The organism is Marinigracilibium pacificum (assembly GCF_012926615.1).
In the GTDB taxonomy this organism is placed as follows: domain Bacteria; phylum Bacteroidota; class Bacteroidia; order Cytophagales; family Cyclobacteriaceae; genus Mangrovivirga; species Mangrovivirga pacifica.
Genome location: NZ_JABBNU010000008.1, coordinates 1 through 21,123 on the forward strand (window position 1 = coordinate 1; position 21,123 = coordinate 21,123).

General features: G+C 34.9%; 15 protein-coding genes and 1 tRNA gene. 6 read left to right on the plus strand and 10 right to left on the minus strand.

Going from position 1 to position 21,123, the window contains the following annotated elements:
• Positions 1-256 (plus strand): hypothetical protein (locus tag HH304_RS21265; RefSeq protein WP_271711615.1); only part of this gene is annotated, 256 nt, incomplete at its 5' end.
• Here HH304_RS21265 and HH304_RS13050 read toward each other — a convergent pair.
• From HH304_RS13050 to HH304_RS13060, 3 genes are all read right to left on the minus strand, one after another.
• Positions 234-1,517, minus strand: coding sequence for an adenylosuccinate synthase (locus HH304_RS13050; RefSeq protein ID WP_169682367.1), 1,284 nt, complete (start codon positions 1,515-1,517; stop codon positions 234-236). The genes HH304_RS21265 and HH304_RS13050 overlap by 23 nt on opposite strands.
• The gene (locus HH304_RS13055; RefSeq protein WP_169682369.1) at positions 1,517-1,861 is read right to left on the minus strand and encodes an STAS domain-containing protein; all 345 of its coding nucleotides are present in this window, start codon (positions 1,859-1,861) and stop codon (positions 1,517-1,519) included. The genes HH304_RS13050 and HH304_RS13055 overlap by 1 nt, the downstream gene beginning before the upstream one ends.
• A gap of 103 nt (positions 1,862-1,964) precedes the next feature.
• Positions 1,965-4,196 (minus strand): RelA/SpoT family protein, encoded by a 2,232-nt coding sequence (locus tag HH304_RS13060; RefSeq protein ID WP_169682371.1) that lies wholly within the window; start codon positions 4,194-4,196, stop codon positions 1,965-1,967.
• Between the two features lie 76 nt (positions 4,197-4,272).
• Here HH304_RS13060 and HH304_RS13065 point away from each other — a divergent pair.
• From HH304_RS13065 to clpX, 4 genes are all read left to right on the plus strand, one after another.
• Positions 4,273-4,354: transfer RNA gene (locus HH304_RS13065), tRNA-Leu, on the plus strand.
• 81 nt (positions 4,355-4,435) lie between these two features.
• The gene (tig, locus tag HH304_RS13070; RefSeq protein ID WP_169682373.1) at positions 4,436-5,770 is read left to right on the plus strand and encodes a trigger factor; all 1,335 of its coding nucleotides are present in this window, start codon (positions 4,436-4,438) and stop codon (positions 5,768-5,770) included.
• Positions 5,771-5,909: 139 nt separating this feature from the next.
• Positions 5,910-6,584, plus strand: coding sequence for a ClpP family protease (locus tag HH304_RS13075; RefSeq protein ID WP_169682375.1), 675 nt, complete (start codon positions 5,910-5,912; stop codon positions 6,582-6,584).
• 13 nt (positions 6,585-6,597) lie between these two features.
• Positions 6,598-7,830: an ATP-dependent Clp protease ATP-binding subunit ClpX gene (clpX, locus tag HH304_RS13080; protein WP_169682377.1), complete on the plus strand. Its 1,233-nt coding sequence runs from the start codon at positions 6,598-6,600 to the stop codon at positions 7,828-7,830.
• Here clpX and lpxB read toward each other — a convergent pair.
• Both lpxB and HH304_RS13090 read right to left on the minus strand, forming a co-directional pair.
• Complete coding sequence (gene lpxB, locus HH304_RS13085; protein WP_169682379.1) at positions 7,827-8,942, minus strand: lipid-A-disaccharide synthase; 1,116 nt, start codon at positions 8,940-8,942, stop codon at positions 7,827-7,829. The genes clpX and lpxB overlap by 4 nt on opposite strands.
• Positions 8,943-8,958: 16 nt before the next feature.
• Complete coding sequence (locus HH304_RS13090; protein ID WP_169682381.1) at positions 8,959-9,378, minus strand: 6-pyruvoyl trahydropterin synthase family protein; 420 nt, start codon at positions 9,376-9,378, stop codon at positions 8,959-8,961.
• Positions 9,379-9,465: 87 nt separating this feature from the next.
• Here HH304_RS13090 and HH304_RS13095 point away from each other — a divergent pair, with 87 nt between their 5' ends.
• Complete coding sequence (locus HH304_RS13095) at positions 9,466-9,870, plus strand: hypothetical protein (RefSeq protein WP_169682382.1); 405 nt, start codon at positions 9,466-9,468, stop codon at positions 9,868-9,870.
• Positions 9,871-9,917: 47 nt separating this feature from the next.
• Here the strand turns inward: HH304_RS13095 and HH304_RS13100 are convergent, their stop codons facing one another.
• The 5 genes from HH304_RS13100 to HH304_RS13120 all read right to left on the minus strand — a co-directional run bounded on the left by HH304_RS13100 (position 9,918) and on the right by HH304_RS13120 (position 21,105).
• A complete protein-coding gene (locus tag HH304_RS13100) occupies positions 9,918-13,379 on the minus strand; it encodes a S8 family serine peptidase (protein ID WP_169682384.1) in 3,462 nt (1,153 codons plus the stop codon).
• Positions 13,380-13,608: 229 nt separating this feature from the next.
• Positions 13,609-14,826 carry a hypothetical protein gene (locus HH304_RS13105; protein WP_169682386.1) on the minus strand — a complete coding sequence of 406 codons (1,218 nt, stop codon included), beginning with the start codon at positions 14,824-14,826 and terminating at the stop codon, positions 13,609-13,611.
• Positions 14,827-14,848: 22 nt separating this feature from the next.
• On the minus strand, positions 14,849-16,222 hold the full coding sequence (locus HH304_RS13110; protein ID WP_169682388.1) for a SusD/RagB family nutrient-binding outer membrane lipoprotein: 1,374 nt from the start codon (positions 16,220-16,222) through the stop codon (positions 14,849-14,851).
• A gap of 11 nt (positions 16,223-16,233) precedes the next feature.
• Positions 16,234-19,386: a SusC/RagA family TonB-linked outer membrane protein gene (locus HH304_RS13115; protein WP_169682390.1), complete on the minus strand. Its 3,153-nt coding sequence runs from the start codon at positions 19,384-19,386 to the stop codon at positions 16,234-16,236.
• A 294-nt stretch (positions 19,387-19,680) separates the two neighbouring features.
• A complete protein-coding gene (locus HH304_RS13120) occupies positions 19,681-21,105 on the minus strand; it encodes a RagB/SusD family nutrient uptake outer membrane protein (RefSeq protein ID WP_169682392.1) in 1,425 nt (474 codons plus the stop codon).
• Between the last annotated feature and the right edge of the window lie 18 nt (positions 21,106-21,123).

The window sequence follows — 21,123 nt, forward strand, 5'->3', positions numbered from 1 at the left end:
AATAAACTCCTTCTCATTACCTCAATTTCTAGCTTTCTTTCACCGTCTGTTTCCGAAAGGGATTGCAAAGGTAAACACATTTTTCGTAAATGCAATACACCCAAAAAGAAAAAGTTACGCAACCGTTTTAACTACCTATTCCTCAACGGTATATTTTATCAACTTCCATGAAAATAAAAAAACCGGCCCTTCCCGAGGCCGGTTTCATTTTAAAAGACTAAGCTTATTTTTATTTAAGCCGGTACTTCTTCTTTAATAATTGTAGCTTCCCTGTCAGGCCCAATAGACACTAATGTAACAGGAACCCCTACATATTCTTCAATAAAGTCAATATACTCTCTTACTTCAACAGGTAAAGAATCGAAGTCTCGGATACCTTCTAGATCGCAATCCCAACCTTTGAAAGATCTATAAATCGGTTCAACCGTACTTGTGCTTAAGTCATACGGTAATTCTTGATTTATTGTTCCATCTTCATGTTTATAATCGGTGCACACTTTAAGCTCTTTAAAATCATTCAGCACATCTGCTTTCATCATATAAAGCTGAGTAACACCATTCAACATAACAGCATATTTCAATGCAGGCAAATCAAGCCAGCCGCATCTTCTTGGTCTTCCAGTAGTCGCCCCAAATTCGTTACCGATCTTTCTTAACTTCTCTCCTGTCTCATCGTTAAGCTCAGTTGGAAATGGTCCACTTCCGACTCTGGTACAATAAGCTTTAAATATACCAAATACTTCTCCAATTCTAGATGGCGACACTCCTAATCCTGTACAAGCACCGGCAGTCATTGTATTACTACTAGTAACAAAAGGATAAGAACCAAAATCAATATCAAGCAATGAACCCTGAGCGCCTTCGGCTAAAACCGACTTTTCAGTTTTTAGATAATCATTGATGACATATTCGCTTTCAATGAATTTGTATTGTTTTAAAAATTCGATTGCAGCATAAAAATCTTTTTCAAGCTCAGGAAGGTCATATTCAAATTCATAAGCCTTTAATATAGACTCATGATGCTTGACAAGTCGATCATATTTTTGAGAAAAATCCTTTGTGAGGATATCCCCTATTCTTAAACCAACTCTTGCAATTTTATCTTGATAAGTAGGTCCGATTCCTTTTAATGTAGATCCAATCTTTTTATCTCCTTTAGATTTTTCATAAGCTGCATCTAGCAATCTATGAGTAGGAAGAATTAGCTGTGCCTTTTTAGAAATAGATAAGCAGTTTTTACAATCAACTCCTGCATCAAGAAGCTTTTCAATTTCTTTTCTCAATATAACCGGGTCTAGCACAACGCCATTACCAATTACATTATCTACTCCTTCTCTGAATACACCTGAAGGGATTTGATGTAGGACATGCTTTCTGCCTTCAAACTCTAGTGTGTGTCCGGCATTAGGTCCGCCTTGAAATCTGGCAACCACATTGTACTTTGGAGCAAGTACGTCTACTACTTTTCCTTTGCCTTCGTCTCCCCATTGAAGGCCCAACAATACGTCAACTTTCATTAGCTGTTACTTAAGCTTTTTTTTGCTCCCTCTAGGGAATCTTCTATCTGAAAAATATTATTAAGTTTTGTTATGATGAGAAGTTTTTTGACCTGATCACCTGGATTAACCAATACTACTTCTCCTCCTCTATTCCTAAACTTGGTCAGGATTGTAATTAAAACTCCTATACCACTACTATTAATATATCTTAATCCTGAAATATCAATTGCACAAAGCTTCACTCCTTTATCAATATTCTCCTGAATCACTTCAATTAGCTCTGCACCATCGCTTTCACCAATAAGGTCTCCTGAAAATGAAAGAACAAAAACCTCGTCTTCTAATTTATAATTATATTTCATATCAAAATCAATTTGAAAAGGAATGTTTTTCTAAGATTTGCCTTTTCACCACAAATATATATAATTGATCGACAACAGCCGAAAAAAAGAAATTTTTATATATTTATTCCTTTGGATTATACCTTGTTACTGACTCTACACCATCAACATTCTTAAGTTTGTCCATTAAATTTTTAAGATGAAACTTATTATCAACATAAAGTTTAATATTTCCATTAAAAATTCCATTCTCAGTACTAATCTGCACAGAACGCATATTTACCTGTAATTCTGATGAAATAATTTTAGTAACATCATTAACAAGGCCAATTCTATCTGTTCCAGTTATTTGAAGTCCGGCAAGAGCAGCTGTCTCTTTTTGACTTTTCCATTTAGCTTTAATTACACGGTACCCATAATTGGAAAGTAATTCAACAGCATTAGGGCAAGATGTTCTGTGTATTTTAATTCCATCTGATACAGTAATAAAGCCAAAAACATCATCTCCTGGAATAGGATTACAACACTTAGCAAGTGTATAATCAACTTTATCCATATCTTCTCCGATCAAAAGCACATCGCGGTCTTCTTCCGTAACTCTCCTTAATTCGGAAGCGAATTTTTTCGGATCTTCGAGCTTTACTTTCTTTTTTGCTGGTTCGGTAGCAGGTTCATCTTTCTTATAGAGAATAGATTTTAACCCTTTGATATCTATAATCCCCTTCCCAATCTTATAGTACATATCAAGAGCGGTTCGTTCATTATATCTATCGCGAAGTTTATCAACTACACTACTATTGAAGTCAACTTTTAAGCGCTTAAGCTTTCTTTGTAAAATTTCCTTCCCATCTGCAGCAGCAGCTTTTTTCTCTTCTTTCAAAAAGTCTTTAACTCTTGCTTTTGCTTTACTTGTAACTACAAAACGCAACCAGTCTTCGGAAGGCTTTTGCTTAGATGAAGTAAGAACTTCTACCTGATCTCCATTTTTCAGGACATGATCTATCGAAACAAGTTTTTGATTAATCTTCGCACCAATGCACCGCTTCCCAACTTCACTATGTATCTCAAAAGCAAAATCTAAAGTGGTTGCACCATTTGGTAATGATATAAGATCTCCTTTGGGCGTAAAAACAAAGATTTCCTTATTGAATAAGTTATATCTAAAATCATCCACAAACTCGATAGCCTGAGTTGTATCACCAGCTTCAAGTACTTCACGTACCCTGCTTATCCATGCCTCAAGGCCAACTTCAGGATTGGCATTAGCAGAATCTTTATACTTCCAATGAGCAGCATACCCTTTTTCAGCAATATCATCCATTCTTCTTGATCTGATTTGCACTTCTACCCATTGGCCACCTTTACTCATTACTGTTGTGTGAAGTGATTCATAACCGTTGGCTTTTGGTGTACTAATCCAATCCCTTAGTCGATCCGGGTTAGGCTTATAAAAATCGGTAACTACAGAATATGCCTGCCAACAAGCTGGTTTTTCCTGTTCAAGGTCGGTATCTATAATTATCCTGATGGCAAAAACATCATAGACTTCTTCAAACGGAATGTTTTGCTTGGTCATTTTTGACCATATACTATAAACAGACTTGGTACGACCTTTAATTTCAAATTCAAATCCTTGCTTTTCAAGTTCAATCTTTATTGGATTTGTAAAGCGTCGGATAAACCTATCCCTTATTGGCTTATCCGCTTTAAGTTTTGTGACTATTTCATTGTATACTTCAGGCTCCGTATACTTGAGAAACAAATCTTCAAGTTCAGATTTTATAGCATACAAACCCAATCTGTGAGCCAAGGGAGCATAAAGGTATATTGTTTCGCTGGCTATCTTAAGCTGCTTGTTTCTAGGCATGCTTTCAAGAGTCCTCATATTATGGAGCCTGTCAGCAAGCTTTATCAGGATTACTCTTACATCTTCTGAAAGAGTTAGAAGCATTTTCCTGAAATTCTCAGCTTGTTGGGAAGTACCATATTCGAATACTCCCGATATTTTAGTTAGACCATCGATGATTTGAGCCACTTTCGGCCCAAACTCATGTTCGATATCTTCAAGCTCGATATCAGTATCTTCTACAACATCATGTAAAAGTGCTGAAACAATAGATGTAGTCCCAAGACCTATCTCCTTGACACAGATATGAGCTACTTCTAATGGATGAAAGATATATGGCTCACCAGATTTGCGTCGCATATCTTTATGAGCCTCGACAGATAGGTTAAAAGCCTTACGAATAATTTTTGCATCATTATTTTTCAGGAAGGGTTTTGCAGCCCTTAATAACCTTCTGTACTTATTTATTATCTCTTTGTTTTCTTCTTCTACAGCTACAACATCAGCCATATTTAAAATTTATTTTATTTTTTTTTCAAACCTTATTGCGAATTAAAAAATCTTTTTTACATTTGCACACTCAATTGCGGATGTGGCGAAATTGGTAGACGCACTAGACTTAGGATCTAGCGCCGCGAGGCATGGGGGTTCGAGTCCCTCCATCCGCACTTACTCACCCTCGATCAGATACAATAATATCTTGGTTGAGGGTTTTTTAATTATTGTCGTACTATAAATGTAAGTCAGCCTTGGATATTACGTTAAACAAGAAATCCAACACAGAAGCTACCATTAAAATTAGCTTAAATGAAAGTGATTACCAATCTCAGGTAGCCGAAAAAATCAAAGAGTACAGCAAAAAAGCTAACCTTAAAGGTTTCCGCCCTGGAAAAGTGCCTACAGGCGTAATTAAACGCATGTACGGAAAATCAATTCTTGTTGAGGAAGTTAATCATATCGTTTCTCATAAAGTTTCTGATTACATCAAAGAAAACAACATTCAGGTATTAGGACAACCTATTCCAAATGAGACAGCGATTAACTCTATTGATTGGGATACTCAGAAAGACTTTGATTTTGAGTACGAAATAGGATACGCTACAGAATTTAAAGCAGATGTTTCTAAAAGAAAAAAACTTACTAAGTACGTAATCAAAACTAGTAAGAAAAATATTGACGAAACAATCGAGCGACTTCAAAAACAACTTGGAGAAACAATTGAACCTGAAACTGCAGATGCCGGTGATGTTTTTACTGGAAAACTTACTGCTGAGGATGGTTCTTTTGAAAAAGATTTAAGTCTAACTATAGATAAGGCAACTAAAAAAGAGCAAAAGGTATTTATCGGAACTAAAGTTGGTGACGAGATAACTTTTGACATTAGAAAATCTTTCAAGAAAGACGAAGATCTTGCAGAAGCTATAGGACAATCTATCGATGAGGTAAAAGACTTAAATGGCAACTTTACTTTCAAAATTGAAAAAATTGAAAGAAAAGGAGAAGCTGAATTAAATCAAGAATTCTTCGACAAGGTATTTGGAAAAGATGCTGTTAAAAGCGAAGAAGAATTCAGAACTAAAGTTGAAGAAACTATAAAAGAAAACTACGATAGAGAAAGCGGATACCTTCTAGACCGAGATATCAGAGATAAATTCGTAGAGCTTACCAAGATCGAGTTACCTGAAGAATTCTTAAAGCAATGGATTGTTCAAAGTAATGATGGTCAAGTAACACTTGAACAAGTTGAAGATGAATTCGAAGCATATTCTCGTGATCTTAAGTGGAGTATGATCATTGATCAGATAGCTGAAGAAAATGAAATCAAAGTTGAAAACGATGAGATCGTGGATGAAGCTAAAAAATCAATTGCTCAACAGTTTGGCGGAATGCAAATGAATGAAGAAATGAGCCAGATGCTTGATCAAATTGCTCAAAACTATCTTCAGCAAAATAATGGTCAGAACTACATGAACATTTACAATCAGGTAAAAGGTCAGAAAGTTCTTGATTTTATAAAAGATAAAATTGATATCACAGAAGAAAAAGTTGACGTTGATAAATTCAACGAACTTGCTCAAAACTAAATTTAACGAATACCGTTAATAAAAAAGTCCGGCAGTAGTTGGACTTTTTTATTATTCAATTTAGTAAAAAAGGTACTTGTATTGGCAATTATAACCTACAGGTAGTAGATTGTTTGTGAAATTACAGTCACTTAAACCCATGAAAGAAATCAATACTGAAGAATTTAGAAAATATGCAGTTAAACACAGAGGCATTAGTGGCTCAACGTTTGACGATTATTCAAAAGAAATGCAGAACATGACTCCTTATGTTATTGAGGAGCGTCCAACAAATTTCAGACAGATCGATGTATTTTCGCGTTTGATTATGGACAGGATTATATTTTTAGGCACTCCGGTTAATGATGAAGTGGCTAATATAATTACTGCACAATTATTATTCTTAGAATCTGTTGATTCAAAAAAAGATGTCTTATTATACATTAATAGTCCAGGTGGTTCGGTTACTGCAGGATTAGGTATGTATGATACAATGCAATATATCCAACCAGATGTTGCTACGATCTGTACCGGTTTAGCAGCTTCTATGGGTGCTGTTTTATTAGCTGGAGGAACCAAAGATAAGCGTGCAGCACTACCTCATAGTAGAATCATGATTCACCAGCCATCCGGCGGAATGCAAGGAACATCTGCAGACATGGAAATCAGCTATAAGCTAATCATGTCTTTGAAAAAAGAATTGTATGATATTTTATCCAAACATACTGGTCAGACTTATGAACAAATCGAACTTGACTCTGACAGAGATTATTGGATGAAATCCGAAGAAGCCAAAAAATATGGCTTAATCGATGAAGTATTAAATAGAAATTAAAGGAAGGAAATTTATGTCCCAGGAAGTAACGTGTTCATTTTGCGGGAGGAATAAGAAGGATGTGGACCTGATGATTTCCGGTATTCATGCTCATATTTGTAATTTGTGCATCAGCCAGGCAAATCAAATCCTGACAGAAGAATTAAAAAACAACAAAAAAGCAGAGTCTCCTCAGTTTAATCTTCTTAAACCGAAAGAGATTAAAACTCATCTTGATGAGTACGTAGTTGGTCAGGATGAAGCTAAAAAAGTTATATCTGTTGCAGTTTATAATCACTATAAAAGATTAATGCAGCAAAAAACCGATGATGATGTGATTATTGAAAAATCTAACATTATTATGGTTGGAGAAACAGGTACAGGAAAAACATATTTGGCTAAGAATTTAGCTAAAATTCTTGAGGTGCCATTTTGTATTGCTGATGCTACAGTTTTAACAGAAGCTGGTTATGTTGGAGAGGATGTTGAAAGTATTTTAACACGACTTCTACAAGCAGCAAATTATGATGTTGAAGCAGCAGAAAGAGGTATTGTTTACATTGATGAGCTAGACAAGATCGCCAGAAAATCTGATAATCCATCAATAACACGTGATGTTAGTGGTGAGGGAGTTCAGCAGGCTCTTCTGAAATTATTAGAAGGAACTGCAGTTAATGTACCACCTCAAGGCGGAAGAAAACATCCTGATCAAAAAATGATCACTGTTAATACTGAAAATATTCTTTTTATATGTGGGGGAGCGTTTGACGGAATTGCCAACCATATTACCAGAAGAATGGACACAAGACCAATCGGTTTTGCAGGTGAAAAGGATAGAGCTGCCAAAGAAGTGGATGAACAATCTGTTTTAAGCCATGTTACAGCTCAGGATCTTAAAAGCTTTGGTTTAATACCTGAATTGATCGGTCGTCTTCCAGTACTGACATATTTAAATCCTTTAACTTCTGAGACACTTAAAATGATTCTTCAGGAACCTAAAAACGCTTTGGTAAAACAATATACCAAGTTGTTTGAAATGGAAGGAGTCAAAATTCGTTTTACTGAAGGAGCAATTGATTATATTGTTAAGAAGGCAACTGAATTTAACCTTGGAGCAAGAGGACTTAGATCAATTTGCGAAGCTATTATGAATGATAGCATGTATGAGTTACCATCAATGGAAGATGTTTCTGAACTAACTATTGATAAGGAATATGCTCAATCAAGATTTGAAAAATCAAATTTTAAAAAGTTAAAAGTGGCTTAACCTCTCAGATTAAGCCTTGAAAATATAAGCTTTCCAGTTTCCTGGGAAGCTTTTTTATTCCCCAAAATTTCCTTTATCTCACTAAAACCTTTCTTCATTTCTTCACCCTTCCCACTGTACAAAATAGCCTTTAATCCGGAAATCATTTGTTCTGAAGTCATATCATCCTGGATCAACTCTGGCACTACCTCTCGACCGGCAATTAGATTAGGAAGACCTATAAAATCAACCTTGATTAATCTTTTAGCTATCATATAACTAATCTTTCCTGCTTTATAACAAATCAGATGAGGCACATTAAAAAGAGCTGTTTCTAATGTCGCTGTACCACTTGTTACCAAAGCCGCATCTGCTGTTTTTAATAAATCATATGTCTGATCTGACAACAGAGTAACATTAGAGAAGTCATTTACTGTAGAATATAGCTCTTTTGGTAAATTATCAACTGCTGCAACGACAAAATGACAATCAGGAAATTCAGGAATCACCTGCAACATTTCCTTAAGCATTGAAGACACTTCCTGATATCTGCTTCCTGGCAATAATGCAATTATTTTTTTCGAGTTATCACCAATTATTTCCTTCGCAAAATTATCTTTTGGATTGAATGACCTGATTTGATCAAATAATGGATTCCCAACATAATCAGTCTGGTAATCAAACTGTTTATAAAAATTAACCTCAAATGGCAGAATACAATACATATAATCAACTAGTTTTTTGATTTTATATGCTCTTTTTGTATTCCATGCCCAAATTTTAGGTGAAATATAGTAATGCACTGGGATATTGTTTTCTTTGGCATGGGAAGCCATACGAAGATTAAAACCTGCAAAATCTACTAAAATAATGGCGTCAGGCTTTTCCCTGGAAATATCCTCCTTACACTTCTTAATAGCTTTTCTTATAGTTCCATAGTTTTGGATAACTTCCCAAAACCCCATAAAACTTATCGATTGGTAATGGGTAAGCACCTTCATGCCAGCATTACGCATATAGTCACCCCCCCAACCAATAAATTCTGAAGAGCTATCTATAGAACTTAAGGCTTTGATTAAGTTTCCGGCATGCATATCTCCGGATCTTTCTCCTGCTATTAAAAAATACTTCACCGATATCAGCTATTAATTACTCTCCAAAATACTCAACATAATTCTTATGTGTTTCGAAAAGTGTAAGTTTATGAAGAGCACAATCTTTCCCCATTGTTTGAATTTCTGGCTCAAGAATTTTCCAAATCTCTACAATCAGATTTTCACAACTTGGTAGCTTACCCTTCATAAACTCAACATCCAAATTAAGGTTTTTATGATCGATTTTTTCGATAACTTCCTCATTCACCAGGTCACCCAACTTTTTCATATCAACTACAAAACCCGTATCTTCATCGGGAGTACCTTTAACCGTAACGATTAATTCAAAATTATGGCCATGCCAATTAGAGTTTGCACAAGGACCAAAAACTTCCTTATTCTTTTCCTCAGTCCAGCTATCGTTATATAGCTTATGAGCGGCATTGAAATGCTCTTTTCTATTAACGTATATCATCTCATTCTAATTATTGTGCAAATATAGGAAAAGATAAGCCAATGACTTCCATACAAATAACTCAATGACTTATATTTGTTTCTCATTATGATATTTATTAATCACAATAAAGAACCAATATCCACTCAAATTATTGAATACCTAAATAAAATAGGTTTTAATAATCTATTAATTATTGATGAAGATGAATCAGTCAGTCAAGAACTTATTTATGAATTAGCTACTAAACCAGAGGACATTAATAACGTCATGTCTAAGTATCAGTGGGAAAGTGAACTATTTATATTTATAGAACCATCAAAAATTAGCTTTAAAGAAATTATTGGTCAGTGTTTCAAATATCAAATTCCTCTAATAGCAATCAATTCTTCATTTAATGTAAATGCTTCTGAAACACAGCTTCCCTTTTTCTATAAACACATTTCAATACCCGACAATACACTTAACTCTTCAGATCAACAGACATTACTAAATATTTTGGAAATGATATAAAAAAAGCCCGTTCTATTGAACAGGCTTTCATTTATAATTAATAAATCTTAATATTTCACAATCTTTATTCTATGCGATTTTTCTGGTGTCTGTACTTCAACTATATATAAGCCAGGAGTCCAGTTAGCTCCATCTATTTCTAGTTGCCTATCAGAAATTGATATATCTTTCATTAACCTTCCTTGAATATTGATAACTCTAAGACTTTCAACTTCCAGAGGTAGATTAATTATTTTCCATCTACCTGAAGCACTTGGGTTAGGATAAACCACAATAGCCTCTTCATTCAAATCATCCCCAACAGATGTAATAATCAAAGGTCTTGTACTTATATCCTGACAGCCATTTTCGCCAGTAACAGTAAGAGTTACATTAAAATCTCCATAATTTTCATAAACATGTTCAGGATTTTGATTTACTGAAGTTACACCATCTCCAAAACTCCAAAACCAAGCAACAGCATCAGTACTTTGGTCTGTGAACAAAATCGACTCCTTATCGAAAATTGAAGATTCATCAGTACTTGCACTAAATAAACTTGTTGGCTTAGCTTTTAATGTTATTTCAGTTTGACCTTGAATATTATTACACCCAAATTGATTATTAGTTACAGTTACTGTATAAACACCAGCATCCTTTACAGTAATTATTCTTTCAGTTTCACCTGTAGACCAAAGATACTGGTTTCCATCCTGAACCGATAAAACAATAGAATCACCATCACAAATCGCTGATGAGCCTTTAGAAAGCCTAATTTCTGGATTGGCAATTACATTTACAACGGCTGGAGTTCTCACACTTTCGAATGAGTTTGTAGCATTTGACACATATAAAATAGTATCGCTTTTAACATTTGACAAGGTAATTTGACTATTATTAGTCAATACAGGTTCGCCACCGGTAAAGTCTTTATACCAATTATACTTAGATGCTCCTGTAGCTTTAATAGTAACATTAGATCCATAGCAAATATTAAGAGTATCAACACTCGGTTTATTTGCCTTCAAGGTCTGATTATATTTAGAATATGCTATTTCTGCAGATTCAACCAATTCAGACAGTTGATCACCTGCTATTAGAGCAAAAGCGACTTTTGTAGACTCACCTGCATTTATAGCTAGCGGACCAATCGAAACTGTATGAGAAACATCATTACCATCTTCCTGTATACCTGCTCTTGGCTTACCAATACCAGATGTCATTGACTCAATTTTCTCTTCATCAGTATAACCATCATATACTCCCCATGGGTTATCTGGGATATCAGAATCATTATCAATTGCCCAATAATTAAAGTCCCCTACCAATGTTTGTATACCAACATAAATACTGTCTGATTCTTTTAAATTATGAACAAACCCTAAATTAATATTGCCATTAGAATAGTATCCAGCTCTATCCGGAGGCCCTACTAATTGAGAAATATCCCAATCAGCGAATAATCCAACATAAAGATCATTCATATCTGAACCAGATTGATTCTCTATTTCATATTCGACAATGATATATTTATCATCTGGCTCTTCACCCCAAACCATAGAGCGGTAATTCACTAATACATTTAATGGATTATCAGATTTAGAATCATCAAATGATCCGAATGCTTCTTCAGTTGAAAACTCACCTGGTACAATATTTTTAATTCTGTCAACTGGTTTAAAATCATCATCTGTATTTACTCCTTCTCCCCTAATATTATTTGAAAGTTTTCCACCTGAAGTCATTAAAAGTCCCATTTCAAATAATAAATTCCTATCATTATATAAAAAGCCAATCCCCTCTTCCGCATTAGTTAATGCATCATTAAACCCAATTCTTCCTTCTCCGGTTATGGTAGAGGAAACCAAGTTCCTTTGGATGTTTATGTAAGTAGGGTTTAATAATAACGTGATATATTGATAGTCTTCATATGCTCCATCCGAGAATGAAATCTTAAAAGGCACCTCTAAATCATTTGGAATATTTGCGGCAATTTTAATTCGGAATGGATTATCAATTGTGTTTAATTGAGTAGTACTATCAATTACACCAGGGAAAATTTCTGAATTTAAAATTTCAACAAAAGGTGAAACTGTAGAAATTGTCACTTTTGTAGCATTTGATGTTTTCCACAGGGTATTACTTAAAATTCCATAAGCTACTGCCGTATCACCTGCACTTGCAACTTGTCCGGTCCGTTCGTTCCTAATTTTCACATCATCAAAAGATAGCGAAGGTGTTTGAATAGTTAGAGCTTTAAAAACATCTAACCGTCCATACCCAAGCCTATCTCGATATTTGGACTCAACATTATTATAAATTGAAGGGTCAGCCGAAATTCTTAAAAGATCTAGAATTTGTTTTGGAGATAAGTCAGGATATTTACCCTTTACTAGTGCAGCAGCACCTGCTACAATCGGTGATGAAAAACTTGTCCCGTCTGTATATGTATATGAATTATTATAATTAGTAGTATAAATTCTTGAACCTGGAGCTATAATATCAACATAATACCCATAATTTGAGAATGAAGACACTTTATCTTCGCTATCTGAAGATGCTACAGCAAAAACCCCATCATATGCAGCTGGATATTCATTACTGTTCAAACCACTGTTACCCGCAGCGGCAATAAAAATAACTCCATTTTCGATACCATAATCAATAACTGACTGCCATATATCACTACGGCTTGTAGTACCAAAAGACATATTCACAATATCAGCACCTTGTTCAATCATATATAATACTCCAGCCAAAGTGAAGTATACACTACGGTCGTTTTGAGCCTGATTATCAAATGAGTGCTTAGTAATCAATAAACTTGCATTATAACCTACTCCGGCAATACCTAAATTATTGTTTGTTGCAGCTGCAGCTACACCAGAAACAAGGTTACCATGGTTTGTCCCAGGTACATTTTTTAAAACCCCAACGCCTGGATCCCCTGCATAATTAAGATTAGTTGTATCAGGCCCTGCAAAATCCCATCCTTGATAATTATCTATATAGCCATCGTTATCATCATCAATATTATTATTTGGAATTTCATCATCATTAATAGCTAATTTTGATACCAAATCATCATGATTCAAATCTATTCCACTATCAACAATTCCTATGACAACATTCGCATTCGACTTAGAAATATCCCATGCTTCAAATGCATTTATTAATTCTAAATAATACTGATTCCCAATAGATATATCATTAGGAGTTTCATATGTTTGATGAATAATATCCTTCTCGGCAAACTCTATCCTACCATCTGATTTAAGTGAGTTTAAAAAGGTTTTTTCAGAAATACCTTTTGGTTTAGTAACAAAATAAATTTCGTCAACAATGGTAGGCTTATTTCTAGCCTTAGCATTTATTATGCTCCTCGCTGAGTGAAACGAATAGCTTTCAGGAAAACTAACAGACAGCTCCTCTGTGGAGACAAAATCCCTAGTTTTTATTACATATCTTGTTTGAGCTTGTAATTGACCTAATCCAAAAAGCAAAACAATAAAAAGTATAAATTTTCTCATATAAATAGTATTGAGTGTCCTTTTAAAAATAAATAAGGGAGCTGATTTTATTCCCCATTATAAAAGCGTCACTAAAATAATTAATTTACCAGACAGTTCTTACATCATAAAACAAATTAATATATATTAAATAAAAGATAATGTGTTAAAGGCGATAAACAGACTTAATCACATAAGAAAAGGCCACAATATTTTTGTGGCCTTAACTTTTATATTGAACAAATAATAATCAAGGAATATTTGATCTATAAGAAATATCAACTGTCGAATTTGTTATAGGATCATAGCCTGAATCAACAACCTCAGCATTTAAGCTAACAGCATCAATTGAGATTAAAACAAATTGATTTTCTCCTGTTAAATCAGATAGCTTCAATATTATATATCCTCCTAAAGAAGCTTTATCAGTTAAATTTGAGATTGCCATAGAAGAAGGAGTCCCAGCATTAAAAGCATCCCTAACAGACTCATACCCAGAAAATTCTTCAGTAGGGTTAGGGATTACCCAAGTAACACCAGTACCCATTTCTAACACTAACTCCCCTCCAATTATACCAAGACTAATATCTTCTGTATTTTCAGAATCAGGAATCAAAGAATCTTCGCTAAAATCAAACTTATTATTCTCGGTATCAAGAATAGCAGGCTCTGTGTCGGTTGATGGAGTCACCACAAATTCATCAGGCAGTAATCTAAATACACCTTCAGTTGAAAGTGGAACCTCTATTGCCAAGATATCAGTTGTTAAAGTATCAGATAAGCCATCTGTAGATACAGCTACAATTGCTACGGTAAAAGCCTCGCCAACGCCTAAATCACCTTCTGAAGGAAAAGTAAGAGTCTGAGACTTTCCAGAAAAATCAGTAACTCCACCAGCATCAACGGTAGCCACTGGTGAAGTTTGAAAATCTGCCCCTCCATACTTTGTAAAAAACTCAACTCTATCGATGCCTTTATTTTTTGTCTTAACATTATACTCAACATCCACATCACTCCCAAAAGTTGAAAGTCCTGGTGTTCCGGAATCAAAAGAAATTGGATTTGCAATAGACAAACCAAAATCTCTAAATGCAGATTCTCCTCCTGCAGTGGCAGTTGTTCTTAAAACTACTGTTCCACCAGCTTCTTCCAAGCTATCTACAGAAACAGATCCAAGGATACTGCTCCAAGGCTCATTTATTTCAAAAGCCCCTGATGACTCGGTAATTGAATAGGTATGCATTTCACCACTAATCCATGATTGAACCGTTACAGATTCTGCTCCTGTGGCTTCAACAGGTATAATAACCTGATCTAAAGTAGTAAAAGTACCATTATACGAAGGAAAATCATCCCCAAAAGTAATGGGTACAACTGCTTTAGAAAATTTCAGCAATTCATCATCTTCGTCACAGCTAATAAACACTGCAAAGATTCCCAATAAAAATATTTTTATATAACTTTTCATAAATTCATAGGTCAAGGTTAAATTAATCAAATACAGGTGGATTAACATTAAGGACCTCTTCACCTCCAACCAGGAATCCTTGTCTTTCTGAAGCAGTTGTTAAATTCTCTTCATTAAATAAGAACTCACTTTCCGGATAAATAAACCTTAATGGAATTGTATTCACATCATCTCCTGAATAAAAATCAGCCTGAGCATCACTTGGAATTTCTAAGGTTGGAAAACCTGTTCTTCTAAAATCATTCCAAGCAACTCTTGTATTTGGATATACTGCCTTGTACTTCTCATTCATGACTCCCTCCAAAGTTGGAGCAGATATACTTAAATTATATACAATTATATCCTCTTCAGGCACCCCGATCTCCTCCATATTTGCTCTTACAGCTTGTTGGACCATCATTGTTACATCCTCGCCATTACGAGCAGCTATTTCTGCTTTCATAAACAACACTTCAGCGTAAGTTATTAATGGCAAAGGAGATGCTTGACTTGCCCAATATCCTCCTACAAAATCATCATCAGGAGTAATATATTCGGCTCTGGGATCTCTGTCTAATCGACTAATGAAATTCGGGTGTGCCGCCATTGTCCCTGGTCTTTCAAAGGCTCCAAAAGAATATAATGGATTTCCACTTGTCAATGAACTAGCAAAAGGATAAAGAGCTGATCCACTATTACTTGTGATAGCATTATCTAATGCTGCACTTGCGGCTGTATAATTTCCTTCTGTAAGAAGATATCTGGCTTTCAGACTATAAGCTGTAGCTATCCAACTATCCGGATCACCACCAAACACTACATCATCACCACCAGGCTGAATATCTCCGCCGTCAGAGGATAACTCTGTTATAGCTTCATCTAATAATGTTTGTATAGAAGTAAATATTTGTTCCTGAGTATCATAAATAGGACGAATATTTCCTTCATCGCCTTTAAACGCCTCCGAATATGGAATATCACCAAACATCGTAGTTAACATACCTAATGCTTCTGCCATATATATTTTAGCAATTCCAGAATAATATGGTGCATTTAATGCTCCCTCACCATTTGTTCTTTCTATAATGAAGTTCAGATCCTTCATGCCTCCACCATACATACCAAACTGCCAAAAGTTATCTAAAGCATTTCTAGGTATTAGATATTGACTGTACTGTTGCTGTTGAGCTTCCAGACCTAAGAAGTATTGCATTACAATCCCTGGGTTTCTAGCACCTAATGCGCCACTATTAAAAGCCATATGTGCACTACCAGAAGGTAAAATCAGACTTAATTCTGTTAGCTGATCTTCTGATAAGTTTCCTGGATCTATATTTGTCTCTGCCAAATCACAAGAGGAGGCAAAAACGAAAAAGATTCCAACGAGTATATATGAAATTTCTTTATTTATTCTCATCTCGATAATTTTTAGAATGTAAATCTTAATGCAATTGAATAACCTCTTGTGTTTGGGTTATTAAAATAGTCTAAACCGAAACCATTACTTGTTTGAGTAAGGTTAGTTTCCGGGTCAATGCCTGTATATGGAGTAAATAAGAGCAGGTTACGACCTGTTAAAGTGATATCCAATCCATCAAATGGCCCTGACTCCATGACGCTTCTTGGAAATGAATAGGATAAAGAAACTTGTCTCAACCTTATCCAGGACGCATCCTGAACATTTTCCTCCCCAAGAGTACCAAAACCGTATCTTTGCCATTTATTACTTCCAATCCCTATAGCATTATTATTCAAGTCAACTTGCTGTGTATTTGTAACATAAATTGGATTACCAGCATCATCGGTTCCTGACTGGACTACACCTTCAAAAACGACATTTTGACCAGCTTCACCGCGATAATCAGCAGTTTCTTGAGTAACTCCAAAATATTCTGCTACACCATTGGTACCATTCCAAACATCTCCACCATATCTAAAATCCCAAAGGAAGCTAAAATTAAAATCCCCAAATTGGAATGAATTACTAATCCCCATCAACCAATCAGGATTAGGATCTCCTATTATTTTGGGGTCGGCAGCTTGTAAAGGAAATCCATCAGTACCGATTATTAATTGACCATCATCCGTTCTTTGAAACCCTTGTCCAAATAAAACTCCAAATGGCTCTCCCTCTATAGCTCTGGATGAAGTACTAGTAAATCCATTTAAAAATATGTTATCTATACCTTCAGCTAATTCTTCAACAGTGGTTTCATAAGCCGTAAAGTTCAAGCTAATATCCCAACTAAAATTATCAGACTCATAAGCAACTCCATTTAATACTAGTTCAATTCCTTCATTACTAATTAAACCTGCGTTTTGGATTCTGTTCAAATACCCTGAAGACGAAGAGATATCAACCGGAATAATCTGATCTTTTGTCTCTGAATAATAATAAGTAACATCTAAGCCTAATCTATTATCAAAAAACTTTAAATCGGCACCAACTTCAAATGTGCTTGTTAATTCAGCTCGTAAATTATTATTGGCTAACACCCCATTTTGTTCAAAAGCATTATTCCCTAAAAATGGGAATTGAATAACAGCATCGGCAATAAATCCATCGCCACCACCAACTGCTTGTGTAAAGTAATTTTGTGTGGCATACAATGGTGCATCATTACCAACTTGACCATAACTGGCTCTAATCTTACCATAAGAAAGGAATGAACTTTGCATATTAAAGGCTTGAGTAAAATCAAAACCTAAACTTACTGCAGGGTAAAAAAATGAATTATCTCCTTCTGGTAAAGTTGATGACCAATCATTTCTAGCTGACAAGTTTAAGAATAGAAAATTTCTAAACCCTAATTTTACATTTGCAAAAACCCCAACAAGCTCTCTTTGATTTATATTTTCGAATGAAACTACATCTGAAGCATTAGCTATATTATAAAAGCCAGGTTGACTCAATGTATTACCTATCACTGTATTAATTCGAACATTACTTTTATAATAGTTATGACCTAGTAAAGCATTAATCGAAAAGTCTCCATCAAAATCCTTATTATAAGTTATATAGAAGTCAGAATTTAAATCCCTACTATAAATATTATCATTTCTAATCTGGCCTGGATTCCAATCTGGAACAATATCCACTCTCCCTAATCTTCTGTCCGAATACTGATCAATACCCAATTTATAAGTAGCTTTTAAGTTATCTATTATTTCATAATCAAAACTGACAAAACCAATTATCCTATTTACTTCATCAGTTGTATAATTCTTATTAACTACCCAAAAGGGGTTGTCATAAATACCATTACGGTAACTTCTTTGTGTTCCATCAGGGTTAGTGTAAGTTGCAGGATCATCTGCGGCATCTTGTCCAGTTTTACCGTTACCTATATCAAATGATGGGGCATTTCTAACTAACCCAAGCATGATACCTCTCAAATTAGAACCTTGTTGCATTCTAACTCCACCAGAATTCACATAGTTTGCAGAAATTGAAGCAGTGAACTTCTCTGTTAAATCTGCAGAAATATTAGATTTAAATGAATACCTCTCGAATTCTGAATTTGGAGAAATACCTTCTTGCCTTAAATATCCGGCTGAGGCATAATATCTAACATTTTCCGTCCCTCCTCGAACTGAGATATTATTATCAGAATTCAAACCCCTAATGAAGAAAGTTTCAAACGAATTATACCCATTCAAGTCAGGGTTTTCATCGATTCTTTCTCCCCAAGAGAATCCTTCAAAAGTTTCAGGACCTCTAAAGACACCATTTCTACCCTGAGAAAACTCTCGTTGTAAATCTGGTAACTTGTTGACTTCTGTTACTTCAAAACTCGTAGAAAAGGTTATGGAAGGCTTTGTATTTTTAACACCTTTTTTTGTTGTGATAATAATCGCTCCATTTGCTGCCCTTATACCATATAATACAGTAGCTGCAGGACCTTTCAAAACACTAATAGATTCAATATCTTCAGGGTTAATATCTACAGCTCTATTTGAAGTATTGGTTCCATCAACTCCAGGACCATTATCAGCAGCGGTACCAAATTGACTATTATCAATTGGAACACCATCAACAACAAATAATGGAGAGTTATTCCCGAAGATTGAGGTATTACCTCTGATTCGTATTGAAGAGGATGAACCAGGGTCTCCGGATGAGGAATAAACATTAACACCAGCGGCCTTAGAATTCAAGGCATTTACCAAATTTGGTTCTTTTGATTTGGTTAGATTATCTCCTTTTACCTCTTGAACCGAATAACCTAGCTCTCTTTGACTTTGCTCAATTCCTACTGCAGTTACTACTACTTCACTTAATTGTTGTACATCTTCCTGCAAAACAACATTAATTGTACTTCTAGCTCCAACAGGAATTTCTTGCGAAACATATCCAATTGAAGAAAATACCAACGTGACATCAGAAGAAGGAATACCTATGGAATAATTTCCTGAAATATCAGTAACAACTCCTCGGCCAGTACCTTGAATAAGGACATTTACACCTGGTATGCCTTCACCATTGGCACCTGTTACGGTACCAGTTACAGTACTCTCCTGAGCTAATGTTTGGAACATTAGCAATAGAAGAGCACAGAGAAACAGTAAACTTTTTCTCATACTCTTAAAGGTTTAGATTTAAAATTAACACCAATATTAATTTAACAATTTTTTGCAAATTGTTAAAGGAATAATCTAAATCAATGGTTAATTGCACTCAAAACCTTTAAAAATCTGGATATTAACGTATTAAGTGAGTTGTTAAATTTAAATATTCAAACTTAAATACTGAATTATTATAAAAACGACAATGTAATATCAAAAATTACAAATCATATTTGATATTCTCTTAAAAGCATAAAAAAAGGGACACATAATTGTGTCCCTTAAAACATTATCGTAATAATTTAAATATTAGTAGCCAGGATTTTGTTGCATATTAGAGTTTGCATTCAATTCAGCTTGAGGAATTGGTAAAGCAAACTTAAAGCTACCAGCATCAAGAGTTTGAGCTTCAGGATCTAGAGCTAGTCCACCACCATCAGATTCATCACCAAATGCCGAACGAGAAATAGTCTCACCCCATCTCTTAAGATCGAAGAATCTATGACCTTCAAATGCAAGTTCTTTTCTTCTTTCTTCTTTGATAGCATCAAGAAGTGCAGTTCCAACTTCGATACCAGCAACATAATCAGTGTATCTGTTAGATCTTAATTCATTAAGATCAGCTAAAGCTTCAACAGGTTGATTATCTCTGTAATAAGCTTCTGCTCTATTAAGATACATTTCTGCTAATCTGATGATTTTAGTATCTATAACATTTACATCACTACCAGGACGCCCGAAATGCTTTGCAATATGGTTAAAATCCTTACCAGCAAAAGCACTAGTAGAGAAGTACGCATCTTTTCTTACATCTGTATTTGAGAATGAAGAATAGAAAGCATAATCAGCAACATATTCAGATCTTACACCAGTAGGACCAGTTTGGCTATATTCTACACCAGGAGAAATATTGTCCTGATCAGTAATTATAGCTTTAAAAATCACACCAGTTTCAGTTTGATCTATCCAAATATCACCAAATTCACCTGTACCTGCTAGATCACCAGCAGCGTTAATTGCATTAGTTGAATGAGTGATAGCTGCAGACCAATTTTCAAGATAAAGATTCACTCTTGATAATAACCCTTGAACAGCAGCATAATTTAATCTACCTACTCCATTATCATCATTAATTAATGTAGCAGCAGTATTTAAATCATCCAATGCTAGATTGTAAACCTCATTAACATTACTTGACCTGCTTGGCTTTTGAGAAGCATCAGATGAAGTAATATAAGGAATTCCTAAATCATCTGAACCAGCATTTTGAGGAAGTACAGAAAAAACTCTAGCTAAGTCAAAGTGAGCCATAGCTCTAATAGCCAAAGCTTCAGCTCTAATATTATCTTTAAAAGCACCATCCTCAAGGTTATCAATATTCTCAAGAATAAGGTTTGCTCTGTTAATCACAATATAAGCATCAGACCAAAGCCCTCCCCAAGTTGCATTAGCTGCAAAATTCCAAACATGAAGAGTTCTTTTAGAGTTTCTTCCTTCTGAACAAATAATTAGATTGTCAGATGTTATATCTGGTACAGATATAAACCATCCACCATAATATGAACCTCTTAGTAGACCACTATACAAACCACGTGCAGCGTTTGAAAAATCACTAGGAGACGTGAAAGCATCACCCGTTTCAAGGGCATCATATGGATTCAGTTCCAATTTATCATCACATGACACAGCTGCAAACAGAGCCATAATCATTAGATATAATATACTTCTTTTCATAAGATTCTGTAATTTTTT

What these genes read in the sequence shown, in the direction of transcription:
- HH304_RS13050 (WP_169682367.1), bottom strand. Translation starts at nt 1,517, where the DNA reads ATGAAAGTTGACGTATTGTTGGGCCTTCAATGGGGAGACGAAGGCAAA.
- HH304_RS13055 (WP_169682369.1), bottom strand. Translation starts at nt 1,861, where the DNA reads ATGAAATATAATTATAAATTAGAAGACGAGGTTTTTGTTCTTTCATTT.
- HH304_RS13060 (WP_169682371.1), bottom strand. Translation starts at nt 4,196, where the DNA reads ATGGCTGATGTTGTAGCTGTAGAAGAAGAAAACAAAGAGATAATAAAT.
- HH304_RS13075 (WP_169682375.1), top strand. Translation starts at nt 5,910, where the DNA reads ATGAAAGAAATCAATACTGAAGAATTTAGAAAATATGCAGTTAAACAC.
- clpX (WP_169682377.1), top strand. Translation starts at nt 6,598, where the DNA reads ATGTCCCAGGAAGTAACGTGTTCATTTTGCGGGAGGAATAAGAAGGAT.
- HH304_RS13090 (WP_169682381.1), bottom strand. Translation starts at nt 9,378, where the DNA reads ATGATATACGTTAATAGAAAAGAGCATTTCAATGCCGCTCATAAGCTA.
- HH304_RS13095 (WP_169682382.1), top strand. Translation starts at nt 9,466, where the DNA reads ATGATATTTATTAATCACAATAAAGAACCAATATCCACTCAAATTATT.
- HH304_RS13100 (WP_169682384.1), bottom strand. Translation starts at nt 13,379, where the DNA reads ATGAGAAAATTTATACTTTTTATTGTTTTGCTTTTTGGATTAGGTCAA.
- HH304_RS13105 (WP_169682386.1), bottom strand. Translation starts at nt 14,826, where the DNA reads ATGAAAAGTTATATAAAAATATTTTTATTGGGAATCTTTGCAGTGTTT.
- HH304_RS13110 (WP_169682388.1), bottom strand. Translation starts at nt 16,222, where the DNA reads ATGAGAATAAATAAAGAAATTTCATATATACTCGTTGGAATCTTTTTC.
- HH304_RS13115 (WP_169682390.1), bottom strand. Translation starts at nt 19,386, where the DNA reads ATGAGAAAAAGTTTACTGTTTCTCTGTGCTCTTCTATTGCTAATGTTC.
- HH304_RS13120 (WP_169682392.1), bottom strand. Translation starts at nt 21,105, where the DNA reads ATGAAAAGAAGTATATTATATCTAATGATTATGGCTCTGTTTGCAGCT.